Raw genomic sequence first — 20,816 nt, 5'->3', positions numbered from 1 at the left:
CACTCTCGGCTTCACTCGACCGGGGGAACCCCCGTCATCCCTGGGCTCCGCCCCGGACCTCGATGGGGCTCCGCCCGGACCCCCATCGGCCTGAACGGCCTCGTCCTCAAGCTCCCCAGCCACCGCCGACAGGTGCCCCCAGACGGGCCGGTTGTGGCTGGGCTTCGCTGAACAGTGCAGCTGAGTGCAGGTGGGCGGTTGGTCCGCCTCGGCGGTACCTGCCGCCCACCGTTTTCCCTATGCGGGCCTATGCCCATGATTCGAGCGGCCCTTCTTCATACGCCACTTGCGTTTGCGTGTTTTCTTCGACATGTTCTCGGTTTAGCCGAGAGTGCGGCATTCGTCGAGAGGTCACGTGCGGGCGATCGGTGCCGAGATCGCTTCCGTCTGCTTGGTCAGGTCGTTCGGGGAGAGTTCGATCTCCAGGCCGCGGCGGCCTGCCGAGACGCAGATCGTGGGATGGACCGCGGCCGAGGCGTCGAGGACCGTGCGGAGCTTCTTGCGCTGGCCCAGGGGGGAGATGCCGCCGCGGACGTAGCCCGTCGTGCGCTCCGCAGCCGCCGGGTCGGCCATCGTGGCGCGTTTGCCGCCCACTGCTGCCGCCAGGGCCTTCAGGTCGAGGGAACCTGCCACGGGGACCATGGCCACCGTGAGCTCGCCGTCCACCTCCGCCACCAGGGTCTTGAAGACCCGGTCGGGAGAGACGTTCATCGCCTCGGCGGCCTCCTCGCCGTACGACGGGTGGGAGGGGTCGTGCTCGTACGCGTGGACCGTGTACGCGACGCCCGCCGCCGTCAGGGCCACCGTCGCGGGCGTCCCCCCGGACTGCTGCTGTTTCTTCGACTTCTTCGCCATGGGCCTGCATCATCCCAGACGGCCGAACGCGGCCGCCCCCGCCCGGAACGGTGCCCGGGCGGGGGCGGTTCGCGACTGCCCCTTCAGTCAGAGGCCGACCTCGGTCAGCAGGTCGCCCACGGGGTCTCGAAGGTCCCCTGCCCGGAGACCTTGATCAGCCCCTTCCAGTCCACGTCGCACCGGTAGCTCACGGTCCAGGTGGTGTTGGCCCGCTCACCCGTGCTGATGCTCTTCGTCGGCCCCCACCTGGTGTCACCGCCGCTGGATCGGTGTCCGAGCTGCGCGCTGATCTTCGAGCCGCCGCTCTTCGTGTAGAAGACCTCGATGCGGCTGGGGCTCGTGTTCAGGGAAATGCAGAGCTGCCCGTTGCTCAGACGCGTGCACTCGACCCTGGCCTGGATTCCCGCGTCCTTGGTCTCGGACGCGTGAGCAGGCGCGATCATGAGCGTGGAACCGGCGGCCACACAGGCGGCGACGGTCGCAGTGCTCCGACGACTCATCTGGTTGTTCCCCCTTGCCGATGGTCATGGCCACGGTCATGGCCGGCGCGGTGACCATAAGGACGGTGATCACGGGGTTTCCATCGATTTCAGGGCGCCTGGGTGGCTGATTTCGTACCCGCTGACTCAGCAGATCTCCCTGATTCCGCCGATCGCCTCAGTTGAGGCTCGTCGGACTGCGCGTGAGCTCCGACGCGGGCAGTGAGGGCAGGTTACGGATGATCGCCGTCTCCGCGCGCAGCAACTTCAGCTCCTCGCGCAGGCGTGACGCCGTGTCCGGTGCCTGGAGCAGGCGCTGTTTCGCCGGGACGTCCAGCATCGCCGCCGCCGCTACCAGGTAGGAGACGACGGACGGCTCGTCCGGCAGCTCGCCCCCGGTCGACAGAGACCGCTCGCGCGCCCCGGCCAGCCGCTTCTGGTACTGGCGGAAGGCCCGCAGTACTCCCTCGGCGAGTGCCCCCGCTTCCTCGCCCGGGTCCTCCTCCAGCTCTTCCAGCTCGGCCGTCAGGAACGCGCCGGAGGCGTCCACCGAGAGCAGCCGTACGCGCCTCGTCCCGGTGGCCAGCACCTCGAAGCTGCCGTCGGCCCGCTCCCGGATGGTCGCCGCGTCCGCGATACAGCCCACCTTGTGGAAGGCCTGCGCGGGATCGTCGCCGAAACCTGCGGCGGGCCCCCGCTCCGGTACGGCCGTCAGGTCCGGCAGCCCCGGCGCGCTCGGCGCGACCTCGTGGCCGTCGCGGATGGCGACGACGGCGAACCGGCGGGGTTCGTCCTCGGGAGTCTTCAGCAGCTCGCGCATCATGGCGCGATAGCGCTCCTCGAAGACGTTCAGGGGCAGCACGAGGCCCGGGAACAGCACCGTGTTCAGGGGGAAGAGGGGCAGCCGGACGGTGGTCACGACGCAAAAGCCTAATGGTCGCCGGGGTGGGCGGGTTCGCCGTGGTCACTCAGCGGACGCGCGGGCGCCGCTCTCCGCAGCTTGAACGGCGTGAGCGCGGCCACTTCCAGCCGTACGCCGTCCCGGAGTTCGAGGAACTGCCCGAGCGGGTCGTCCGAGATCCGGTCCCACGGGAAGGAGGTGGCGTACGGCCCGATCCGGCGCAGCTCAGCCAGCGCGTCCTCCCAGCGTTCGAGCCGGACCAGCACGTAGGTGAGCAGGTTGCGGACCTGGGCGGGCCACGGGTCGGCGGGCGCGTACTCCTGCGACAGGGCGATCGCGAGATCGGCCGCCGCATCCAGGCGCTCGCGCGGCACCGTGCAGCCGCCACCCTCCTCCGTCAGATACGCGAAGGCCGCGCGCACCGGCAGCGCCTGGACGAGGGAGCCCGGCAGCGCGTCCTGCGCGGCCCGCTCGGCGAAGTCGAAGCACTCGCGGTGCGAGCCGTACCAGGCGGCGGAAAGGTACTGGAGGGCGGACACATGGCAGCCGTGGTGGTGCGGGGAGCGGCGAACGGCCTCCGACCACAGCTGTTCGAACTCGGTGTGCGGCGCGTTCGTGCCCCGGGCGTGGTCCAGCGCGATCCGCCATGGCACCGGATCGCGCGGGTCGGCCTCGGCGGCCGTGGTGATCAACGGCGCGACCTGGCGCAGCAGTTCGGCACGGGCCGGCGACTCCCAGCCCTGGCACACCGCCAGCTCGGCCTTGACGAGCAGCGCGTCGGGATCGTGCGGGGCCGCGTACCGCCAGAGCGCGAACCACTCGGGGCGGGAGCGCGCGAAAGCGGCGAGGCGCGTGGCGTACCGGTTGCGGTCCTCCCACTCGGCGGCCTCCCGGGTGGTGGCCAGCAGCTTGGCCGCGGCCTCGTACTCGCCCCGGCCCGCGGCGACCAGCGCCGGCGCGAGCCGCTCGTCCGGGGCGTCGAGCAGCACCTCGCCGTCGCCGGGCAGACCGGCGGCGAGCGGGGAGGTGTTCCGTGCCATCCGGGCGGTACGGATGAACGCGCGTAGCAGTGCCATTGGGACTCCCCCCTCTGTGCCTGAGCCGGCGACCGCTCTCGCGGACCGTGTGCTCGCCGTCGTGGTTGCTCGATTGATGGTTGCGGTGGGAAGACAGCTGAAACGACCCAAGGGTTGCATGTGTTCGGGCAACGGTTCAGCCCCGGCGCAGGAGCCGTGTCGCGCCCGCTGCCACCGCTGTTGCCAGGATCCAGCCAAGCAGGATCACCGCCGCGGCCAGCCACTGCCAGCCCCCGTGCAGCTGCCAGTAGCCCACTTGGCCGAGGTCGATGACGGGCAGGAGCAGGTCCAGGGCGAAGAGGGAGGGGTTCCAGGGCGGATGCTCGCCCGTCTTGATCGGCGGATGGTCGGCATGACGGAAGGCGAGCGAGGCCGCCGCCCACAGAACCGCCATCCATAGGGCGGCCCGTCCCGGCCGGTAGCCGTAGGCGACCGTCCAGTCCTGTACGTACCCCCAGAGCCTGGCCGCGAGCGGCAGAAACTCGCGGCGGTGGCGCTGCTTGGCGAGCAGCACCTCGCGCGCATCCTCGTCCTCGCCGCCGTCGCGCAGCACGGCCGCCAGCCGCTCGTACGGCTCCGGGCTGTACTCGGGGGTCGCCGCGGCCACCCACTCCAGGCGCCGGGCCAGCGGGAACGGGCCGCGCGGCACGAGGTTCTCGTACTGGAAGCCGCCCATCTGCAGCTGGCCCGCGCCCGGCCAACTGCTCGCAGCGTCCATGAGGTTGACGATCCGGGCGCCGGACAGCACGACCCGCCCGCGCCTCGGCCGTTCCCCGAGGAAGCGCAGCTCGGGTACCTGTACGCGACGCAGCGATATCTCCTGGTCGTCCCTGAGGACGAAGCGGGCCTGCTCGAAGTCCACCGCGTCCCCGAACCGCCCGTCGTCCAGGCGGATCCCGCCCTCGCACGCGAAGCGCTGCACCCGCGTTCCGCGCGCCGGAGTCCGGCCGCTGGTCTGCAGCGGATTGCCGACGCCCGCGGGCGTCATATAGAGCGTGCGCTCGACGGTCAGTTGCGGGGCGTTCAGCGCCAGCCGGTCGTGCGGGTTCTTCAGCCGGCTGCCGCGCAGACTGAGAGAAACGCCCACCGTGGCGCCGCGCAGGCTCAACTCCCCGTCGGACTCCAGCATTTCGGCCTGCAGGTCCTGACCCACGGTCATCCCGTCGCCGGTGATGGAGCGGCCGTGCCGATCCCGGTGGACCACGGCCTGGTTGAGCAGCAGATCCGTGCCGATCTGCGCGTCCGTGAGGCGTACGCCGTGGTGGAAGCGGCAGCGAGGCAGATGCAGATCGCCCTCGGTGTGCAGCCGGGCCGCTTCCAGACGCGGCACCGAGCAGCCGACCAGGCGCACGGTCGTGAACCGGGCTTCCGGCAGCAGGAGTTCCTTCTCGAAACGGCAGTCCTTCATCTCGACGTACGGGACGATCGTGCCGCCCGCGAGATCGAGTACGCCGGTGATCTGGATGCCGGTCAGCTTCAGGGACGAGACGCGGCCGTCCAGCGCGGGCGGCCCGTTCAGCAACAGCATGGCCACGACGCGGGCCCGCACACTGCGCTCCGGGCCCCATGGACGGCCGCCGTGCGGATCGTCCGCGGTGGGGTCCCCGGTGCGCAGGTCGTACATGCTGCCGTTGCGGAACGCCTGCCACATTCCCCTCTCGGCGGCGGTGAGATCGCCCGGCGGATCCACGTCCCGGACCCCGTCCCGGATGCCGGCACCCTCGGTCACGGTTTCCCTGCTTCCTCTGCTACTCGTGCCACTCAGCGTTCGTACAGCTGTTCATGTGATGCCCGCTGAGTGACCATGCGAACGCGTAGAGTGAAGGCGATCTGCCGGTACGGGCTTCGTATCAGCGATTGATACAGCCGTCCGGCGTCCGATCCCCGTCTGAGAGAATTGGCTTCGTGATCTCTCGAATCGATCTGCGCGGCGACGCCCTCCCCGAGGGCCCTGCCCTGCGCGACCTGCTGCCCCGAGCCGACTTCGACGTCTCGGCCGCCCTGGAGAAGGTGCGTCCGATCTGCGAGGCCGTGCACCATCGGGGCGACGCGGCACTGATCGACTTCGCCGAGAAGTTCGACGGCGTACGGCTGGAGTCGGTGCGGGTTCCGGCCGAGGCTTTGGCCACGGCTCTCGAACAACTGGACCCGGCCGTGCGCGCGGCCCTGGAGGAGTCCGTCCGCCGCGCCCGGCTCGTCCACCGCGAGCAGCGCCGCACCACGCACACCACCCAGGTCGTGCCCGGCGGCTCGGTCACCGAGAAGTGGGTACCGGTCGACCGGGTCGGGCTGTACGCGCCCGGTGGGCGGTCCGTGTACCCGTCGACCGTGATCATGAATGTGGTCCCGGCGCAGGAGGCGGGCGTCGAGTCGATCGCGCTCGCCTCTCCTGCCCAGCCGGACTTCGGGGGCCTGCCGCACCCGACGATCCTGGCCGCCTGCGCGCTGCTCGGCGTCGACGAGGTGTACGCGGCCGGTGGTGCGACCGCCGTCGCGATGTTCGCGTACGGCACCGAGTCCTGCGCCCCGGCGCCGATGGTCATGGGCCCTGGCAACATCTGGGTCGCCGCCGCCAAGCGCTATTTCGCGGGCAGGATCGGTATCGACGCCGAGGCCGGTCCCACCGAGATCGCGATCCTCGCGGACGACACCGCCGACCCGGTGCACGTCGCGGCCGACCTGATCAGTCAGGCCGAGCACGACCCGCTCGCGGCCGCCGTCCTCGTCACGGACTCCGTGGCGCTGGCCGATGCCGTCGAGAAGGAGCTTCAGCCACAGGTCGCGGCCACCAAGCACATCGAGGACCGGATCACCCCGGCGCTCGCGGGCCGGCAGTCCGCGATCGTGCTGGTCTCCGGTGTGGACGAAGGCCTGCGGGTCGTGAACGCGTACGGTGCGGAGCACCTCGAGATCCAGACGGCCGACGCCACCTCGGTGGCCGACCGCGTGACGAACGCGGGCGCGATCTTCATCGGCCCCTGGGCGCCCGTGTCGCTGGGCGACTACGCGGCGGGCTCCAACCACGTCCTGCCGACCGGCGGCTGCGCCTGCCATTCCTCGGGGCTCAGCGTCCAGTCCTTCCTGCGCGGCATCCACATCGTCGACTACACGCGCGATGCGCTGGCGGAGGTGGCTCACCACGTGGTGACGCTCGCCGAGGCCGAGGACCTGCCCGCGCACGGTGCGGCCATCAAGGCGCGCTTCGACTGGAAGGTGCCGAGCAAGTGAGTGCCTTCGGCATCGACGATCTCCCCGTACGCGACGAGCTGCGCGGCAAGTCCCCTTACGGCGCGCCCCAACTCGACGTCCCCGTACGCCTGAACACCAACGAGAACCCGTACCCGCTGCCCGAACCGCTCGTCGAGCGGATCGCCGAGCGGGTACGCGAGGCTGCCCGGAACCTCAACCGCTACCCCGACCGGGACGCGGTGGAGCTGCGCACCGAACTGGCCAAGTACCTGACGGACACCGGTAAGTACGCGGTCGGCCTCGAGAACGTATGGGCGGCCAACGGCTCGAACGAAGTCATCCAGCAGCTGCTGCAGACCTTCGGCGGGCCGGGTCGTACGGCGATCGGCTTCGAGCCCTCGTACTCGATGCACGGCCTGATCGCGCGCGGCACGGGGACGGGCTGGATCTCCGGCCCGCGCGACGACGACTTCACGGTCGACCTCGCCGCCGCCGAGCGGGCGATCGCCGAGCACCGGCCGGACATCGTCTTCATCACGACCCCCAACAACCCCACGGGCAACGCGGTTCCGCCCGAGACGGTCGTTGCGCTGTACGAGGCCGCGCAGGCGGCGAAGCCGTCCATGGTGGTCGTGGACGAGGCGTACATCGAGTTCAGCCACGGCGACTCGCTGCTGCCGTTGCTCGAAGCCCGGCCGCATCTGGTCGTTTCGCGGACCATGTCGAAGGCGTTCGGCGCGGCCGGGCTGCGCCTCGGCTATCTCGCTGCGCACCCGGCGGTGGTGGACGCCGTCCAGCTCGTACGGCTGCCGTATCACCTGTCGGCGGTCACACAGGCGACCGCGCTGGCCGCACTGGAGCACACCGACACGCTGCTGGGATATGTGGAGCAGCTGAAGGCCGAGCGGGACCGGCTGGTCGCCGAGCTGCGCGCGATCGGCTACGAAGTGACCGAGTCCGACGCCAACTTCGTGCAGTTCGGACGGTTCGCCGACGCCCATGAGGTCTGGCAGAAGATCCTCGACCGGGGCGTCCTGGTCCGGGACAACGGCGTACCTGGGTGGCTGCGGGTCAGCGCCGGTACGCCCGAAGAGAACGACGCGTTCCTCGATGCGGTGCGCGAACTGAAGAAGGAGCAGAACGCATGAGCCGCGTAGGCCGTGTCGAACGGAACACGAAGGAGACGTCCGTCCTGGTCGAGATCGACCTGGACGGCAGCGGAAAGGTCGATGTGTCGACGGGGGTCGGCTTCTACGACCACATGCTCGACCAGCTCGGCCGTCACGGTCTGTTCGACCTGACCGTGAAGACCGAGGGCGACCTGCACATCGACTCGCACCACACCATCGAGGACACGGCTCTGGCGCTGGGCGCGGCCTTCAAGCAGGCGCTCGGTGACAAGGTGGGGATCTATCGATTCGGCAACTGCACGGTGCCGCTGGACGAGTCGCTGGCCCAGGTGACCGTCGACCTCTCCGGCCGCCCGTACCTCGTGCACACGGAGCCCGAGAAGATGGCGCCGATGATCGGCGAGTACGACACCACGATGACCCGGCACATCCTGGAGTCCTTCGTCGCCCAGGCGCAGATCGCGCTGCACGTCCACGTGCCCTACGGGCGCAATGCGCACCACATCGTGGAGTGCCAGTTCAAGGCGCTGGCGCGTGCGCTGCGTTACGCCTCCGAGCGCGACCCGCGGGCCGCCGGTATCCTTCCGTCCACGAAGGGCGCGCTGTAAAGCCATGAACGGCCTGTCCACCGTACTGATCGTCGTCGGACTCTTCCTGGTCGGCGGCATCATCTCCTTCGCCAAGCAGCAGATGCCGAAGAGCCTCATCGTGCTGCTCTCCATCGGTGCCGCGATGTGTCTCGTGGCGGGGATCCTCCGGCTGGAGGTATGGAATTGAGCCCCACTCCAAAACGAGTAGTCGTCTTTGATTACGGCTTTGGGAACGTACGTTCCGCCGAACGTGCTCTCGCGCGCGCGGGCGCCGACGTCGAGATAACCCGCGACTTCGACAAGGCCATGAACGCGGACGGGCTGATGGTGCCGGGAGTCGGCGCCTTCGCGTCCTGTATGCAGGGACTGACGGAAGCCCGCGGCAACTGGATCATCGATCGCCGGCTGTCGGGCGGGCGCCCGGTGATGGGCATCTGTGTCGGTATGCAGATCCTCTTCGCGCGCGGCATAGAGCACGGCGTGGAGACCGAGGGCCTGGACGAGTGGCCCGGCTCGGTCGAGCCGCTCCAGGCCGACATCGTGCCGCACATGGGCTGGAACACCGTGACGGCACCGGCCGGTTCGGAGCTGTTCGCGGGCCTGGACGCCGACGCCCGCTTCTACTTCGTGCACTCGTACGCCGTCCACGACTGGTCCATGGAGACCGCGAACGCGGCGATGCGGGCGCCCATTGTGACCTGGTCGACGCACGGCAAGCCCTTCGTGGCAGCCGTGGAGAACGGCGCCCTGTGGGCGACGCAGTTCCACCCCGAGAAGTCCGGCGACGCCGGAGCGCAGCTGCTGAAGAACTGGATCGGAACCCTCTGATGACGTCGAATCCCTCCGGGAAGCTCGAACTCCTCCCCGCCGTCGACGTCCGTGACGGCCAGGCGGTCCGCCTGGTGCACGGCGAGTCCGGTACGGAGACCTCGTACGGCTCCCCTCTGGAGGCCGCTCTCGCCTGGCAGCGGGCGGGTGCCGAGTGGCTGCACCTGGTGGACCTGGACGCGGCGTTCGGGACTGGCGACAACCGTGCGCTGATCGCCGAGGTCGCGGAACGCATGAAGGAACTGCACATCAAGGTGGAGCTGTCCGGCGGCATCCGGGACGACGCTTCTCTGGCGGCGGCCCTGGCCACCGGCTGCACGCGCGTGAACCTGGGCACGGCCGCGTTGGAGAGCCCCGAGTGGGTCGCCAAGGTCATCGCCGAGCACGGCGACAAGATCGCGGTCGGTCTCGACGTACGGGGTACGACGCTGCGCGGTCGCGGCTGGACCCGTGACGGCGGCGATCTGTACGAGACGCTGGAGCGCCTGAACTCCGAGGGCTGCGCGCGCTACGTGGTGACGGACATCGCCAAGGACGGCACGCTGCAGGGCCCGAACCTGGAGCTGCTGCGCAACGTGTGCGCGGCGACGGACCGCCCGGTGGTGGCCTCCGGCGGGGTGTCCTCCCTGGACGATCTCCGGGCCATCGCCGAGCTCGTACCCGTCGGTGTCGAGGGCTCCATCGTCGGGAAGGCCCTGTACGCGAAGGCGTTCACCCTGGAAGAGGCTTTGGAGGCGGTAGCCAAGTGAGCGACGTACGACGCGTCGTGACCGGCGCGCCCTGGGAGGAGACCTTTGGGTACGCCCGAGCCGTGGAGCTGCCGAACGGCCTGGTGCTGGTCTCCGGCTGCACGTCCATAGTGGACGGCCAGATCGCCGGAGGCGGCCCGTACGAGCAGGCGATCAACGCCTTCAACGTCGCGTTCGCTGCGCTGGAGCAACTGGGTCTCGGCCGCGACGACGTCGTGCGCACGCGCATGTACATCACCCACGCCCGGGACGTGGACGACATCGGACGTGCTCACAAGGAGCTGTTCGACTCCGTCAGGCCCGCCGCATCCATGATCATCGTCTCCGGCTTCGTGGACCCCAGCCTGGTCGTCGAGGTCGAGGTGGAGGCGTTCCGCCCCGGCGGAGAACACGGAGAGTCCACAGCATGACCCTCGCCGTACGAGTCATCCCCTGCCTGGACGTCGACAACGGCCGGGTCGTCAAGGGCGTCAACTTCCAGAACCTGCGCGACGCGGGCGACCCCGTCGAGATGGCGAAGGTGTACGACGCCGAGGGCGCCGACGAGCTGACGTTCCTGGACATCACGGCCTCGTCGGGCAACCGCGAGACGACGTACGACGTGGTGCGGCGCACGGCGGAGCAGGTGTTCATTCCGCTGACGGTCGGCGGCGGGGTCCGTACCGCCGAGGACGTCGACAAGCTGTTGCGGGCCGGGGCGGACAAGGTGGGCGTGAACACTGCCGCGATCGCCCGGCCCGACCTCATCCGTGAGATCGCCGAACGCTTCGGACGGCAGGTGCTGGTCCTCTCGGTCGACGCGCGGCGGACCGAGAGCGGTTCCTTCGAAGTGACGACCCATGGCGGCCGGCGCGGCACCGGCATCGACGCCGTCGAGTGGGCGCACCGGGCGGCCGAGTTGGGCGCGGGTGAGATCCTGCTGAACTCGATGGACGCGGACGGCACGAAGGACGGCTACGACATCGAGATGATCGAGGCGGTACGCAAGCACGTCACCGTCCCGCTGATCGCCAGCGGCGGCGCCGGCCGGCTCGCCGACTTCCCGCCGGCGATCACAGCGGGCGCGGACGCGGTGCTCGCCGCCTCCGTCTTCCACTTCGGGGACCTGCGAATCGGTCAGGTGAAGGAGACGCTGCGGGGGGCGGGGCTTCCGGTTCGCTAGGTCCTGTCGTCGAACTCCCGTCGTCCGCCCCTTGGGGCACCGCTCGTCAGTCCTCGAACGCCGACGCCAGCACGTCCCGTTCGAGGCCCAACGCGCTCTCGGTGAAGCGGGCGATGGTACGGCGGACATCCACGATGCCCTGGTTCACGCCGATCGAGGAGTGGACGATGACGCCGTCCAGGGCCGTGAGCAACTGCCAGGCGAGGGCGTCCGGGTCGTGCGGCGTGAAGCGTTCCTCGCGTACGCCCCGCTCCAGGACCGCGGCCAGGCGGCTGTGGGTGACGCGCATGGCGTGGTCCACGGCGGCGTGGACCCTCGGCTTGCGGGCCGCCATGTACCAGGCGTCAAGCCACACCGTCTTGTGCGGCTCCGGGCTCTCCGAGACCCAGACGCGCAGCATGTGACGCAGTCCCTCCACCGCGTCGCCGAGCTCCTCGACCTCCTGGAACGTGCGCTCGAAGTCGGTGGTGACGGCGTGGGTGAACGCCTCCGCCTCCAGCGCCTCCACGGCGTCGAAGTAGTGGTGGACCAGGCCCGGCGCACAGCCGAGCCGGGCGGCGACGCCCCGGTACGTCACGGCCGCGAGCCCTTCCTCCAGTGCGACCGCCGCGGCTGCCTGAATGATCTCCTGTCGCCGCTCGGCGGGTGCCAGACGTCGGCTCCTGGCGGTGGGCTGCGGTGCGCTCATGGAGGTCTTCCTACGTCAGCCGGTACGGCCCGTGCAAACTCCAGGTTACTTTTATTGGCTTACAGGCCAATAGCTATTGACCGGTTCTCACCGCCCGTGGTCGACTCCTGCCGTCCTGATCTGTTGGCCTCATGGCCAATAGTGTCGTGGCCAACAACTTCTGGGCGGTGGTACCCATGGACCCTCAGCCGGTTCTGACACCCGTGTCGGCGACGGGCCCGCCCGGTTCGGACGGCTCCGGCGGGCCTGGCGGCTCCGGCGGCTCGGGTGGCGATCTGCCCGGCCGCGTCGAGGTGCGCGGCATCGACCACATTCCCGACGCGGAGCGCCACGGGCGTCCGCGTGAGCTCTTCTGGGTGTGGTTCGCCGCGAACATCACGTACCTCTACTTCGTGCTCGGCGGTGTCGTGCTGCTGCTCGGACTGACCTTGTGGCAGTCCGTGCTGGTGCTCGTCGTGGGCAACCTGTACTGGGTGGGCGTGGGCACCCTCGCCGTCAGCGGACCGCCGTCCGGCACCCCCAGCGTCGTCGTGACCCGCGCGATGTACGGCGTACGCGGAAACCGGCCGCTCAGCGCGGGCATCGGCTGGCTCGTCGCGATCGCGTACGAGGCCGTCAACCTCGCTCTGGGGTCGCTCGCCGGGTTCGCGCTGGCCGACCATCTGGGGCTGACCGTCTCGGGCCCGGTCAAGGTGGTCGTGCTGCTCGTCACCGCCGCCGTGACCTTCGCCGTGAGCATCTTCGGCCACGCGGTGACGATTACCCTCGGCGCCGTCGCGATCGGCGGGCTCGCGTACGTTCCGGCGGTCGCCGCCGCCGTCGCCGTGGCGCTCGGCATCGGCCTGCTCGCCGTGCTCAGCGGTGCCCTGTGCGGGGCGCTGATCCAGACCGAGTCGGGACCCGGCGTACCTCGGCCGGGTGACCTCCGTCTCGACCCTCTTCGGCCTCGGCCTCGCCCCGCTCACCTTCCCGCCGACCGGCGCCGCGATCGGCCTCTGGGGCACGGCCCCCGTCTTCACCGCCAGCGCCGCGCTCTGCGGCCTGGGCGGCATCTACGGCCTGTGCACCCGAACCCGTGCGCCGCGCCGAACTCCCCGGCCAGTACCGCCTCGGCAGCGCCTGTCCGGCCGACGCCGGTCTCACGGCCACGGATCGGTGAACGACCACGGTGCCCGGCGCCTCCCGAACCGCAACCCGCGCCTGTGCCGTACCAGACGCGCCGCCGCTGACAGCCGAAGTTGTTGCTGAACTCCACTGCACGCTCACCGACGGCTCGTGGCCGAACCGCATCGCGGTCTGGTTCAGGGCGAGGGGTGCCTGATGCGGCGCTAGATGCCCAGCTGCTTCGTCTCGTGCAGCTTCGCGATCGCGTCCTTGTCGCCGTCCAGTTCGACGTCGGCCGCGTTCTGGCGGCCGTACGTGAACATCAGCAGCTCGGAGGGCTCACCGGTCACTGTCACCACCGGGGCGCCGCGGTGGGCCACCGCCGTCTGGCCGTCGGGGCGGCGGAGGACCAGGCCGGTGGGGACGCCGCGGCCCACGAGGCGGGCCGTTCGCTCCAGGCGGGACCAGAGGGCGTCCTGGAAGACGGGGTCCAGTTCGCGCGGGGTCCAGTCCGGCCGTGCGCGCCGTACGTCCTCGGTGTGGACGTAGAACTCGACCGTGTTCGCCGCCTCGTCGATCTGCTTGAGGGAGAAGGGCGAGAAGCGGGGCGGGCCGGTACGGATCAGCTGGATCAGTTCCTCGTACGGCTTCTCGGCGAACTCCGCCATCACCCGGTCCAGGCGCGGCGCGAGCTGCTTGATCAGAGCGCCGCCGGCGGCGTCCGGGCGGCGCTCGCGCACCACCACGTGGGCGGCGAGATCCCGGGTGTTCCAGCCCTCGCACAGGGTGGGGGCATCCGGGCCCGAGGCTTCCAACAGGTCGGCGAGGAGGAGTCGTTCACGCTTTGCATGGGTCGACATGTATGCCAGCCTACGACCGGGCTCGCGGTCCGGACAGTGGACGCCCGCCGGACGGCCCCTACCGGCGCGGCACAATGGCTTCCATGACCCGCACGCCCCCGCCCGCCCGTCACCCGGCCACCGCCCCCCATCGAGGCGCTTCGCGCCACAGTTCTCCATCCGGTCGCCTGGATCCCGCCATCGCCGCGCGCCTCAAGCGCAGCGCCGACGGGCTCGTCCCCGCGATCGCCCAGCAGTACGACACCGGAGAGGTGCTGATGCTGGGCTGGATGGACGACGAGGCGCTGCACCGCACGCTGACCACGGGCCGCTGCACCTACTGGTCGCGCAGCCGCCAGGAGTACTGGGTCAAGGGCGACACCTCCGGGCACGTCCAGTACGTCAAGTCCGTCGCCCTCGACTGCGACGCCGACACCGTCCTGGTGAAGGTCGACCAGGTGGGCGCCGCCTGCCACACGGGCGCCCGCACCTGCTTCGAGGCCGATGTCATCAAGGACGCCGTGTCCGGCGAGGACGCCGTGTCCGACGCACCGCCCCTCGGTCAGTAAGGTCAGCCGCCATGGACCTCGAGACGTTCCGCAAGCTGGCCACCGACCGGCGTGTCATCCCCGTCAGCCGCACGCTCCTCGCGGACGGCGACACCCCCGTCGCGCTCTACCGCAAGCTCGCCGCCGAGCGCCCCGGCACCTTCCTGCTGGAGTCCGCGGAGAACGGCCGCTCCTGGTCCCGTTACTCCTTCGTGGGCGTCCGCTCGGCCGCCGCTCTCACAGAGCGCGAGGGGCAGGCGCACTGGCTCGGCACCCCGCCCGTCGGTGTCCCCGTCGACGGCGACCCGCTGGCCGCCCTGCGCGCCACCGTCGAGGCGCTGCACACCCCGCACGACCTCGTCCACGACAGCGGACTGCCCCCGTTCACCGGCGGCATGGTCGGCTACCTCGGCTACGACATCGTGCGCCGCCTGGAGAAGATCGGCCCCGGCGAGCGCGACGACCTGAAGCTGCCTGAGCTGACCATGCTGCTCACCAGCGACCTCGCGGTACTCGACCACTGGAACGGCACGGTCCTGTTGATCGCCAACGCGATCAACCACAACGACCTCGACACGGGTGTCGACGAGGCGTACGCGGATGCCGTCGCCCGCCTCGACGCCATGGAAGCCGACCTCTCGCGTGCCGTCTCCCAGCCCCCGGCCGTGCTCCCGCCCTCCGAGCTCCCCGAGTACACCGCGCTGTGGGGCGGCCCCGACTTCCAGATCGCCGTCGAGGACATCAAGGAGCGCATCCGGGCCGGCGAGGCCTTCCAGGTCGTACCCTCCCAGCGCTTCGAAACCCCATGTACGGCAAGCGCGTTGGACGTCTACCGGGTACTGCGGGCCACCAACCCCTCGCCGTACATGTACCTCTTCCGCTTCGACGGCTTCGACGTCGTGGGCTCCTCCCCGGAGGCCCTCGTCAAGGTCGAGGACGGGCACGCGATGGTGCACCCCATCGCCGGTACGCGGCCGCGCGGCGCGACCCCGCAGGAGGACCAGGCCCTCGCCGACGAACTCCTCGCCGACCCCAAGGAACGGGCCGAGCACCTGATGCTCGTCGACCTCGGGCGCAACGACCTCGGCCGTGTCTGCGAACCAGGCTCCGTCGAGGTCGTCGACTTCATGTCCATCGAGCGCTACTCGCACGTCATGCACATCGTGTCGACGGTGACCGGCAGGGTCGCACAGGGCCGTACCGCCTTCGACGTGCTGACCGCCTGCTTCCCCGCGGGCACGCTCTCCGGCGCTCCCAAGCCCCGCGCGATGCAGATCATCGACGAACTGGAGCCGAGCCGCCGCGGCGTGTACGGCGGCTGCGTCGGCTACCTCGACTTCGCGGGCGACTCCGACACCGCCATCGCCATCCGTACGGCCCTGCTGCGGGACGGCACGGCATATGTGCAGGCCGGCGCCGGAATCGTCGCCGACTCGAACCCCGTGGCCGAGGACGACGAGTGCCGCAACAAGGCGGCGGCGGTACTGAGGGCGGTGCACACGGCCAACCGGCTCGGCCGGCAGAACCACCGCTAGGGACGCATCTCACGTGAACCCCGGGTGACCCTTCGCCCGGGGTTCAAGCGATAGTGGGGTACGTGACTGCTGTACCTCACTATCGATACGAAGCGGCTGGACCCGCCCGGTCCGGCCGCCGAAGCCTTGCCATCGCCCTGCTGTGCGGCGCGCTCGGCGCGGCCGTGGCGCTGCTCGCCTCGCGGCAGGGCTGGTCGGAGGGCACCGCGACGGTGGCCGGCGGCGACTTCCCGCTGAGCGCCACCGGCAGCGACGTCACGGGTGTGCCCGCGGCCCTCGCCATAGTGGGCCTGGCCGCCCTCGTCGCCGTCTTCGCCGTACGCCGCGCCGGGCGCTTCCTGGTCGCCGGTCTCCTCGCGCTCTCCGGCGCGGGCACCGTGGCCGCGGCCCTCCTCGGCGCCTCCGACAGTTCCGCACTCGACGACAAGGCCGCGCAGGCTTCCGGCGACACCGCCGCGACCGTCGACTCCATGAGCCATACAGCCTGGCCGTACGTGGCCGCCGCGGGCGGAGTGCTGCTCCTGCTCGCGGGACTGCTCGCGCTGCGCTACGGACGGCTGTGGCCGGCCATGTCGGGCCGTTACGAGCGGGACGGCACCCCCAGGCCCCGTAAGCCCAGACCCGCCGCGGACCCGGACCGGCCCGAGGAGATGTGGAAGGCGCTGGACCGCGGCGAGGACCCGACCGGCGCCTAGCGCGGGTGCGTGAGGCAGGACCCCCGATCAACGTGCACGCGCGCGTGCGGGACAATGGGCCTGCGAGCGTCAGACTCACTCAGGCGACTCGCACAGGCACACACAGCCACACACGCAATCAGCAACGAGGAGCAAGTCATGGCGGGCAACCACCACGGTCACACCCCGGCCGCCTGGACCGGTGTCATCATCGCCTTCATCGGTTTCTGCGTCGCGGGTGCCTTCATGGTGCTGGCCAACCCGCTTGGCTTCTGGGCCGGCTTGGTGATCGTCGTCCTCGGCGGCGTGGTCGGCATGGCCATGAGCGCTGCGGGCCTCGGCCAGCCGAAGTCCACGCACCAGCCGCACAAGGTGGCCTCCGACAGCTGATCCTCGCCCACGGCGTCGAGGAAGGCGGTCCCGGCTTCCCTCGCCGGGGCCGCCTTTTCCTGTGCTCTTTCGTGTGCGCGGTTTGCTGCTCGCGAGGAGAATGCGTCGAGTGAACACAGAAAGCCAGAGGGTGACGTCCCCTCCCGGATCCGTGGTGCGGCGACTGGCCGTGCCCGGCGGTGTGCTCGCGGCGGTCGCCGGGGCTTTCGTGTACGTCGCCGCCGTGGATCCGAACGAGCCGGGGCACTACCCAGCCTGTCCGCTGTTGCAGTACGCGGGCGTGTACTGCCCCGGCTGCGGCGGACTGCGCAGCGCGCACGCCTTCGCGCACGGGGACCTCGCGGCGGCGCTTCAAGCAAACGCGGTCGCGGTCCTGGCGTACTTCGTGTTCGCGGTGCTGTGGACCCTCTGGGCGGTCCGCTCGGTCCGGGGCCGTCCGTTGAATCTCGACCTGCGGTCCGTTCATCTGTGGGGGATCGGGGCGTTGCTGTTCGTCTTCACCGTTGTCCGGAACCTGCCGTTCGGTGGCTGGCTCATCCCTTGATCCACTGGCGAATGTCCAGGTAGTGGGACCGGCGTCAACCGGATGCGAGGGCAGCGTCCTCCTGCGGATACCATCGCAGTGACCATCGGTTTCGTCTGATGCGGGCGACGCTCGACTCAACCGCTCAGCAGCTCGACAGCTTGAACCGTTCACCGTCAGGAAGGGGGCCGCTCGCGTGAGTGTGCTCGACGAGATCATCGACGGAGTCCGTGCCGACCTCGCGGAGCGGCAGGCACGCGTCAGCCTCGACGAGCTCAAGGAGCGTGCGGCGAAGGCTCCTGCGGCCAAGGATGGCGTAGCCGCCCTGCGTGGTGAAGGCGTCAAGGTCATCTGCGAGGTGAAGCGTTCGAGCCCGTCCAAGGGCGCGCTCGCCGCGATCGCCGACCCGGCGGGGCTCGCGGCGGACTACGAGGCGGGCGGCGCGGCGGTGATCTCGGTACTGACCGAGACGCGGCGCTTCGGAGGTTCGCTGGCGGACCTGGAGACCGTACGCGCCCGGGTGGACATCCCGGTACTGCGCAAGGACTTCATCGTCACGTCGTATCAGCTGTGGGAGGCACGGGCGTACGGCGCGGATCTGGTCCTGCTGATCGTCGCGGCCCTCGACCAGGCCGCCCTGGAGTCCCTCATCGAGCGCGCCGAGTCCATCGGGCTCACCCCGCTCGTCGAGGTGCACGACGAGGACGAGGTCGAGCGGGCGGTGGCCGCCGGAGCGAAGGTCATCGGCGTGAACGCGCGCGACCTGAAGACCCTGAAGGTCGACCGCACGACCTTCGACCGCGTCGCCCCCGAGGTCCCCGACACCATCATCAAGGTCGCCGAGTCCGGCGTCCGCGGCCCCCATGACCTCATCGCCTACGCCAACGCCGGCGCCGACGCGGTCCTGGTCGGCGAGTCCCTGGTCACCGGCCGTGACCCGAAGGCAGCGGTCTCGGACCTGGTGGCAGCGGGCGCCCACCCGGCCCTGCGCCACGGACGGGGCTGACCCACGGATGTACGCCGACCGCGCCCTCACCGCGACCCGTCCGGGCTCTCGCCCCGACGGCGGTCCGGCGTGCGCACGGTCGGCCGCCGCGGCCCCCTCGGCGCCGCGGGACCCCTACGCCCGCCTCGCCCGCGGCTGCCGTCCGCGAGGGTGCCGGGCGCCCGCGCGACGGGTGCACGGGCGCCGGGTGCGGTACGTGATCGGGGACGAGCCGGGGCAGGTCAACGGGATGCGATGGCGTCGGCGCCTCGCGCCTTCGCCGCCGGCAGGTGTCCGCATGACTCGATGGGCACCTCTGAAGGCACACGCGCGCACACCGTGACCGTCATCCGACCTGCAACCGGGGCCCACGCCCCTGTGAGGTAACCGCATGCCCAGCGAGTTCTTCATCCCTGACCCGGAGGGTCAGATTCCCAGTGCCGAGGGGTACTTCGGCGCGTTCGGCGGCAAGTTCATCCCGGAGGCGCTGGTCGCCGCCGTGGACGAGGTCGCCGTGGAGTACGACAAGGCGAAGGCCGATCCGGAGTTCGCGCGCGAGCTGGACGATCTGCTCGTCAACTACACCGGACGTCCGAGCGCACTGACCGAGGTGCCCCGGTTCGCCGAACACGCCGGTGGCGCCCGGATCTTCCTCAAGCGGGAAGACCTGAACCACACCGGCTCGCACAAGATCAACAACGTGCTCGGTCAGGCCCTGCTCACCAAGCGCATGGGCAAGACCCGCGTCATCGCCGAGACCGGAGCCGGCCAGCACGGCGTCGCGACCGCCACCGCCTGCGCCCTCTTCGGCCTCGAGTGCACCATCTACATGGGCGAGATCGACACCCAGCGGCAGGCCCTCAACGTCGCCCGTATGCGCATGCTCGGCGCCGAGGTCATCGCCGTGAAGTCGGGCTCCCGGACCCTCAAGGACGCCATCAACGAGGCGTTCCGCGACTGGGTCGCCAACGTAGAGCACACCCACTACCTGTTCGGGACCGTGGCAGGTCCGCATCCCTTCCCCGCCATGGTGCGCGACTTCCACCGGGTGATCGGCGTCGAGGCCCGGCGCCAGCTCCTGGAGCGCGCCGGACGGCTCCCCGACGCCGCCATCGCCTGCGTCGGCGGCGGCTCCAACGCCATCGGCCTGTTCCACGCGTTCATCCCCGACACGGACGTACGCCTCATCGGCTGCGAACCGGCCGGCCACGGCGTCGAGACCGGCGAGCACGCGGCCACCCTGACCGCAGGTGAGCCGGGCATCCTGCACGGTTCGAGGAGTTACGTACTGCAGGACGAGGAAGGCCAGATCACCGAGCCGTACTCGATCTCGGCCGGCCTCGACTACCCGGGCATCGGCCCCGAGCACTCGTACCTCAAGGACAGCGGCCGCGGCGAGTACCGGGCCGTCACCGACGACGCGGCGATGCAGGCCCTGCGCCTGCTGTCGCGCACGGAGGGCATCATCCCGGCCATCGAGAGTGCGCACGCGCTCGCCGGTGCCCTGGAGGTGGGCCAGGAGCTGGGCAAGGACGGGCTGATCATCGTCAACCTGTCCGGGCGCGGCGACAAGGACATGGACACGGCCGCCCGTTACTTCGGCCTGTACGACAAGGGCGCCGACGCCGTCGTCGCCGCGGATGCCGACAGTGACACCGCCGAGATCGAGGGGGACGCCAAGTGAGCGGCAACATCCAGCTGTTGAGCGACACCCTCGCGGCAGCGAAGGCAGAGGGCAGGTCCGCCCTCATCGCGTACCTCCCGGCCGGCTTCCCGACCGTCGACGGCGGGATCGACGCCATCAAGGCCGTCTTCGACGGCGGCGCCGATGTCGTCGAGGTGGGGCTGCCGCACAGTGACCCCGTGCTCGACGGCCCGGTCATCCAGACCGCCGACGACATCGCCCTGCGCGGCGGAGTCAGGATCGCGGACGTGATGCGCACGGTCCACGAGGCATACGAGGCGACCGGTAAGCCGGTGCTCGTGATGACGTACTGGAACCCCATCGACCGCTACGGCGTCGAGCGCTTCACCGCCGAGCTGGCGGCGGCCGGCGGCGCAGGCTGCATCCTGCCCGACCTTCCCGTCCAGGAGTCGGCTCTCTGGAGGGAGCACGCCGAGAAGCACGGCCTAGCGACCGTCTTCGTCGTCGCGCCCAGCAGCAAGGACGCCCGGCTGGCCGACATCACCGCGGCGGGCTCCGGCTTCGTGTACGCGGCCTCCCTGATGGGCGTCACCGGCACCCGCGAGTCGGTGGGCACGCAGGCGCAGGACCTCGTACGACGCACCAAGGCCACCACCGAGCTGCCGGTCTGTGTCGGACTTGGCGTCTCCAACGCCGGACAGGCCGCCGAGGTCGCCGGCTTCGCCGACGGCGTCATCGTCGGCTCGGCCTTCGTCAAGCGCATGCTGGACGCGCCGGACGAGGCGGCTGCCGTGGAGGCCGTACGCACACTCGCCGCGGACCTCGCGAAGGGCGTCCGGGGGACGGTGTGACGGGCGGTCCGGCCGGCCGCCGAACTCCGCGTACGTAACGGACAATCCGCTCACTCGTACGGGTGGACCTGGGAC

At 70.4% G+C, this 20,816-nt stretch carries 25 protein-coding genes; 18 read left to right on the top strand and 7 right to left on the bottom strand.

What is annotated here, in order from left to right; all coding sequences use genetic code 11:
• Window positions 1–351: 351 nt before the first annotated feature.
• The 5 genes from ybaK to ACFYO0_RS20935 all read right to left on the bottom strand — a co-directional run bounded on the left by ybaK (window position 352) and on the right by ACFYO0_RS20935 (window position 5,040).
• Entirely contained in the window at window positions 352–855 is a 504-nt protein-coding gene (ybaK, locus tag ACFYO0_RS20955; protein WP_388677940.1) for a Cys-tRNA(Pro) deacylase, read from the bottom strand.
• Window positions 856–959: 104 nt separating this feature from the next.
• Complete coding sequence (locus tag ACFYO0_RS20950; RefSeq protein WP_388677937.1) at window positions 960–1,355, bottom strand: hypothetical protein; 396 nt, start codon at window positions 1,353–1,355, stop codon at window positions 960–962.
• A 157-nt stretch (window positions 1,356–1,512) separates the two neighbouring features.
• Window positions 1,513–2,253, bottom strand: a complete 741-nt coding sequence (locus ACFYO0_RS20945) for an LON peptidase substrate-binding domain-containing protein (RefSeq protein WP_388677935.1) — start codon at window positions 2,251–2,253, stop codon at window positions 1,513–1,515.
• 11 nt (window positions 2,254–2,264) lie between these two features.
• Window positions 2,265–3,311 (bottom strand): hypothetical protein, encoded by a 1,047-nt coding sequence (locus ACFYO0_RS20940; protein WP_388677933.1) that lies wholly within the window; start codon window positions 3,309–3,311, stop codon window positions 2,265–2,267.
• A gap of 136 nt (window positions 3,312–3,447) precedes the next feature.
• The gene (locus ACFYO0_RS20935; RefSeq protein WP_388677931.1) at window positions 3,448–5,040 is read right to left on the bottom strand and encodes an oxidoreductase; all 1,593 of its coding nucleotides are present in this window, start codon (window positions 5,038–5,040) and stop codon (window positions 3,448–3,450) included.
• Window positions 5,041–5,216: 176 nt separating this feature from the next.
• Between ACFYO0_RS20935 and hisD the strand changes: the two genes are divergently transcribed.
• The 8 genes from hisD to hisF are packed head-to-tail and all read left to right on the top strand — an operon-like array spanning window position 5,217 to window position 10,959.
• Window positions 5,217–6,539, top strand: coding sequence for a histidinol dehydrogenase (hisD, locus tag ACFYO0_RS20930; RefSeq protein ID WP_388677928.1), 1,323 nt, complete (start codon window positions 5,217–5,219; stop codon window positions 6,537–6,539).
• Entirely contained in the window at window positions 6,536–7,648 is a 1,113-nt protein-coding gene (locus tag ACFYO0_RS20925) for a histidinol-phosphate transaminase (RefSeq protein WP_388677925.1), read from the top strand. The genes hisD and ACFYO0_RS20925 overlap by 4 nt, the downstream gene beginning before the upstream one ends.
• Complete coding sequence (hisB, locus tag ACFYO0_RS20920; RefSeq protein WP_344392247.1) at window positions 7,645–8,238, top strand: imidazoleglycerol-phosphate dehydratase HisB; 594 nt, start codon at window positions 7,645–7,647, stop codon at window positions 8,236–8,238. Before ACFYO0_RS20925 ends, hisB begins: the two co-directional genes overlap by 4 nt.
• Window positions 8,239–8,242: 4 nt before the next feature.
• Window positions 8,243–8,407, top strand: coding sequence for a hypothetical protein (locus tag ACFYO0_RS20915; protein ID WP_033318048.1), 165 nt, complete (start codon window positions 8,243–8,245; stop codon window positions 8,405–8,407).
• Window positions 8,398–9,048: an imidazole glycerol phosphate synthase subunit HisH gene (hisH, locus tag ACFYO0_RS20910; protein ID WP_388677920.1), complete on the top strand. Its 651-nt coding sequence runs from the start codon at window positions 8,398–8,400 to the stop codon at window positions 9,046–9,048. The genes ACFYO0_RS20915 and hisH overlap by 10 nt, the downstream gene beginning before the upstream one ends.
• Window positions 9,048–9,797, top strand: coding sequence for a bifunctional 1-(5-phosphoribosyl)-5-((5-phosphoribosylamino)methylideneamino)imidazole-4-carboxamide isomerase/phosphoribosylanthranilate isomerase PriA (priA, locus tag ACFYO0_RS20905; RefSeq protein ID WP_388677916.1), 750 nt, complete (start codon window positions 9,048–9,050; stop codon window positions 9,795–9,797). The genes hisH and priA overlap by 1 nt, the downstream gene beginning before the upstream one ends.
• Window positions 9,794–10,207: a RidA family protein gene (locus ACFYO0_RS20900; RefSeq protein WP_388677914.1), complete on the top strand. Its 414-nt coding sequence runs from the start codon at window positions 9,794–9,796 to the stop codon at window positions 10,205–10,207. Before priA ends, ACFYO0_RS20900 begins: the two co-directional genes overlap by 4 nt.
• Window positions 10,204–10,959, top strand: coding sequence for an imidazole glycerol phosphate synthase subunit HisF (gene hisF, locus ACFYO0_RS20895; RefSeq protein ID WP_388677912.1), 756 nt, complete (start codon window positions 10,204–10,206; stop codon window positions 10,957–10,959). The genes ACFYO0_RS20900 and hisF overlap by 4 nt, the downstream gene beginning before the upstream one ends.
• A 46-nt stretch (window positions 10,960–11,005) precedes the next feature.
• On the opposite strand, the gene ACFYO0_RS20890 is transcribed toward hisF, so the two are convergent.
• On the bottom strand, window positions 11,006–11,647 hold the full coding sequence (locus ACFYO0_RS20890; RefSeq protein WP_388677909.1) for a TetR/AcrR family transcriptional regulator: 642 nt from the start codon (window positions 11,645–11,647) through the stop codon (window positions 11,006–11,008).
• A 131-nt stretch (window positions 11,648–11,778) separates the two neighbouring features.
• Here ACFYO0_RS20890 and ACFYO0_RS20885 point away from each other — a divergent pair, with 131 nt between their 5' ends.
• On the top strand, window positions 11,779–12,876 hold the full coding sequence (locus tag ACFYO0_RS20885; protein ID WP_388677907.1) for a cytosine permease: 1,098 nt from the start codon (window positions 11,779–11,781) through the stop codon (window positions 12,874–12,876).
• Window positions 12,877–12,975: 99 nt separating this feature from the next.
• Here the strand turns inward: ACFYO0_RS20885 and ACFYO0_RS20880 are convergent, their stop codons facing one another.
• Window positions 12,976–13,611, bottom strand: a complete 636-nt coding sequence (locus ACFYO0_RS20880; RefSeq protein WP_388677905.1) for a TIGR03085 family metal-binding protein — start codon at window positions 13,609–13,611, stop codon at window positions 12,976–12,978.
• 83 nt (window positions 13,612–13,694) lie between these two features.
• On the opposite strand from ACFYO0_RS20880, the gene hisI reads away from it, so the two are divergent.
• From hisI to trpA, 9 genes are all read left to right on the top strand, one after another.
• Entirely contained in the window at window positions 13,695–14,159 is a 465-nt protein-coding gene (gene hisI / locus ACFYO0_RS20875) for a phosphoribosyl-AMP cyclohydrolase (RefSeq protein ID WP_388677902.1), read from the top strand.
• An 11-nt stretch (window positions 14,160–14,170) separates the two neighbouring features.
• Window positions 14,171–15,673, top strand: coding sequence for an anthranilate synthase component I (locus tag ACFYO0_RS20870; RefSeq protein ID WP_388677899.1), 1,503 nt, complete (start codon window positions 14,171–14,173; stop codon window positions 15,671–15,673).
• 53 nt (window positions 15,674–15,726) lie between these two features.
• Window positions 15,727–16,368: a TIGR02234 family membrane protein gene (locus ACFYO0_RS20865; protein ID WP_388677897.1), complete on the top strand. Its 642-nt coding sequence runs from the start codon at window positions 15,727–15,729 to the stop codon at window positions 16,366–16,368.
• Window positions 16,369–16,506: 138 nt separating this feature from the next.
• Entirely contained in the window at window positions 16,507–16,737 is a 231-nt protein-coding gene (locus ACFYO0_RS20860; protein WP_344392233.1) for an HGxxPAAW family protein, read from the top strand.
• Between the two features lie 100 nt (window positions 16,738–16,837).
• Entirely contained in the window at window positions 16,838–17,281 is a 444-nt protein-coding gene (locus ACFYO0_RS20855) for a DUF2752 domain-containing protein (RefSeq protein ID WP_388677894.1), read from the top strand.
• Window positions 17,282–17,456: 175 nt separating this feature from the next.
• On the top strand, window positions 17,457–18,266 hold the full coding sequence (gene trpC, locus ACFYO0_RS20850) for an indole-3-glycerol phosphate synthase TrpC (protein ID WP_388677891.1): 810 nt from the start codon (window positions 17,457–17,459) through the stop codon (window positions 18,264–18,266).
• Window positions 18,267–18,273: 7 nt separating this feature from the next.
• On the top strand, window positions 18,274–18,588 hold the full coding sequence (trpM, locus tag ACFYO0_RS20845; protein WP_388677887.1) for a tryptophan biosynthesis modulator TrpM: 315 nt from the start codon (window positions 18,274–18,276) through the stop codon (window positions 18,586–18,588).
• Window positions 18,589–18,636: 48 nt separating this feature from the next.
• Window positions 18,637–19,929 carry a tryptophan synthase subunit beta gene (gene trpB, locus ACFYO0_RS20840; protein ID WP_388677884.1) on the top strand — a complete coding sequence of 431 codons (1,293 nt, stop codon included), beginning with the start codon at window positions 18,637–18,639 and terminating at the stop codon, window positions 19,927–19,929.
• Entirely contained in the window at window positions 19,926–20,741 is an 816-nt protein-coding gene (gene trpA / locus ACFYO0_RS20835) for a tryptophan synthase subunit alpha (RefSeq protein ID WP_388677882.1), read from the top strand. The genes trpB and trpA overlap by 4 nt, the downstream gene beginning before the upstream one ends.
• Window positions 20,742–20,816: the final 75 nt, after the last annotated feature.

Source organism: Streptomyces sp. NPDC006365 (assembly GCF_042870755.1).
Classification (GTDB): domain Bacteria; phylum Actinomycetota; class Actinomycetes; order Streptomycetales; family Streptomycetaceae; genus Streptomyces; species Streptomyces xiangluensis.
Note: the sequence above shows the minus strand (reverse complement) of the source record. Positions and strands in the feature narration are given on the sequence as shown.

Coding starts and splice junctions, on each gene's coding strand:
- ybaK (WP_388677940.1), bottom strand. CDS start 855: ATGGCGAAGAAGTCGAAGAAACAGCAGCAGTCCGGGGGGACGCCCGCG.
- ACFYO0_RS20950 (WP_388677937.1), bottom strand. CDS start 1,355: ATGAGTCGTCGGAGCACTGCGACCGTCGCCGCCTGTGTGGCCGCCGGT.
- ACFYO0_RS20940 (WP_388677933.1), bottom strand. CDS start 3,311: ATGGCACTGCTACGCGCGTTCATCCGTACCGCCCGGATGGCACGGAAC.
- hisB (WP_344392247.1), top strand. CDS start 7,645: ATGAGCCGCGTAGGCCGTGTCGAACGGAACACGAAGGAGACGTCCGTC.
- ACFYO0_RS20915 (WP_033318048.1), top strand. CDS start 8,243: ATGAACGGCCTGTCCACCGTACTGATCGTCGTCGGACTCTTCCTGGTC.
- hisH (WP_388677920.1), top strand. CDS start 8,398: ATGGAATTGAGCCCCACTCCAAAACGAGTAGTCGTCTTTGATTACGGC.
- priA (WP_388677916.1), top strand. CDS start 9,048: ATGACGTCGAATCCCTCCGGGAAGCTCGAACTCCTCCCCGCCGTCGAC.
- hisF (WP_388677912.1), top strand. CDS start 10,204: ATGACCCTCGCCGTACGAGTCATCCCCTGCCTGGACGTCGACAACGGC.
- ACFYO0_RS20890 (WP_388677909.1), bottom strand. CDS start 11,647: ATGAGCGCACCGCAGCCCACCGCCAGGAGCCGACGTCTGGCACCCGCC.
- ACFYO0_RS20885 (WP_388677907.1), top strand. CDS start 11,779: ATGGCCAATAGTGTCGTGGCCAACAACTTCTGGGCGGTGGTACCCATG.
- ACFYO0_RS20880 (WP_388677905.1), bottom strand. CDS start 13,611: ATGTCGACCCATGCAAAGCGTGAACGACTCCTCCTCGCCGACCTGTTG.
- hisI (WP_388677902.1), top strand. CDS start 13,695: ATGACCCGCACGCCCCCGCCCGCCCGTCACCCGGCCACCGCCCCCCAT.
- ACFYO0_RS20870 (WP_388677899.1), top strand. CDS start 14,171: ATGGACCTCGAGACGTTCCGCAAGCTGGCCACCGACCGGCGTGTCATC.
- ACFYO0_RS20860 (WP_344392233.1), top strand. CDS start 16,507: ATGGCGGGCAACCACCACGGTCACACCCCGGCCGCCTGGACCGGTGTC.
- ACFYO0_RS20855 (WP_388677894.1), top strand. CDS start 16,838: ATGCGTCGAGTGAACACAGAAAGCCAGAGGGTGACGTCCCCTCCCGGA.
- trpM (WP_388677887.1), top strand. CDS start 18,274: ATGTACGCCGACCGCGCCCTCACCGCGACCCGTCCGGGCTCTCGCCCC.
- trpB (WP_388677884.1), top strand. CDS start 18,637: ATGCCCAGCGAGTTCTTCATCCCTGACCCGGAGGGTCAGATTCCCAGT.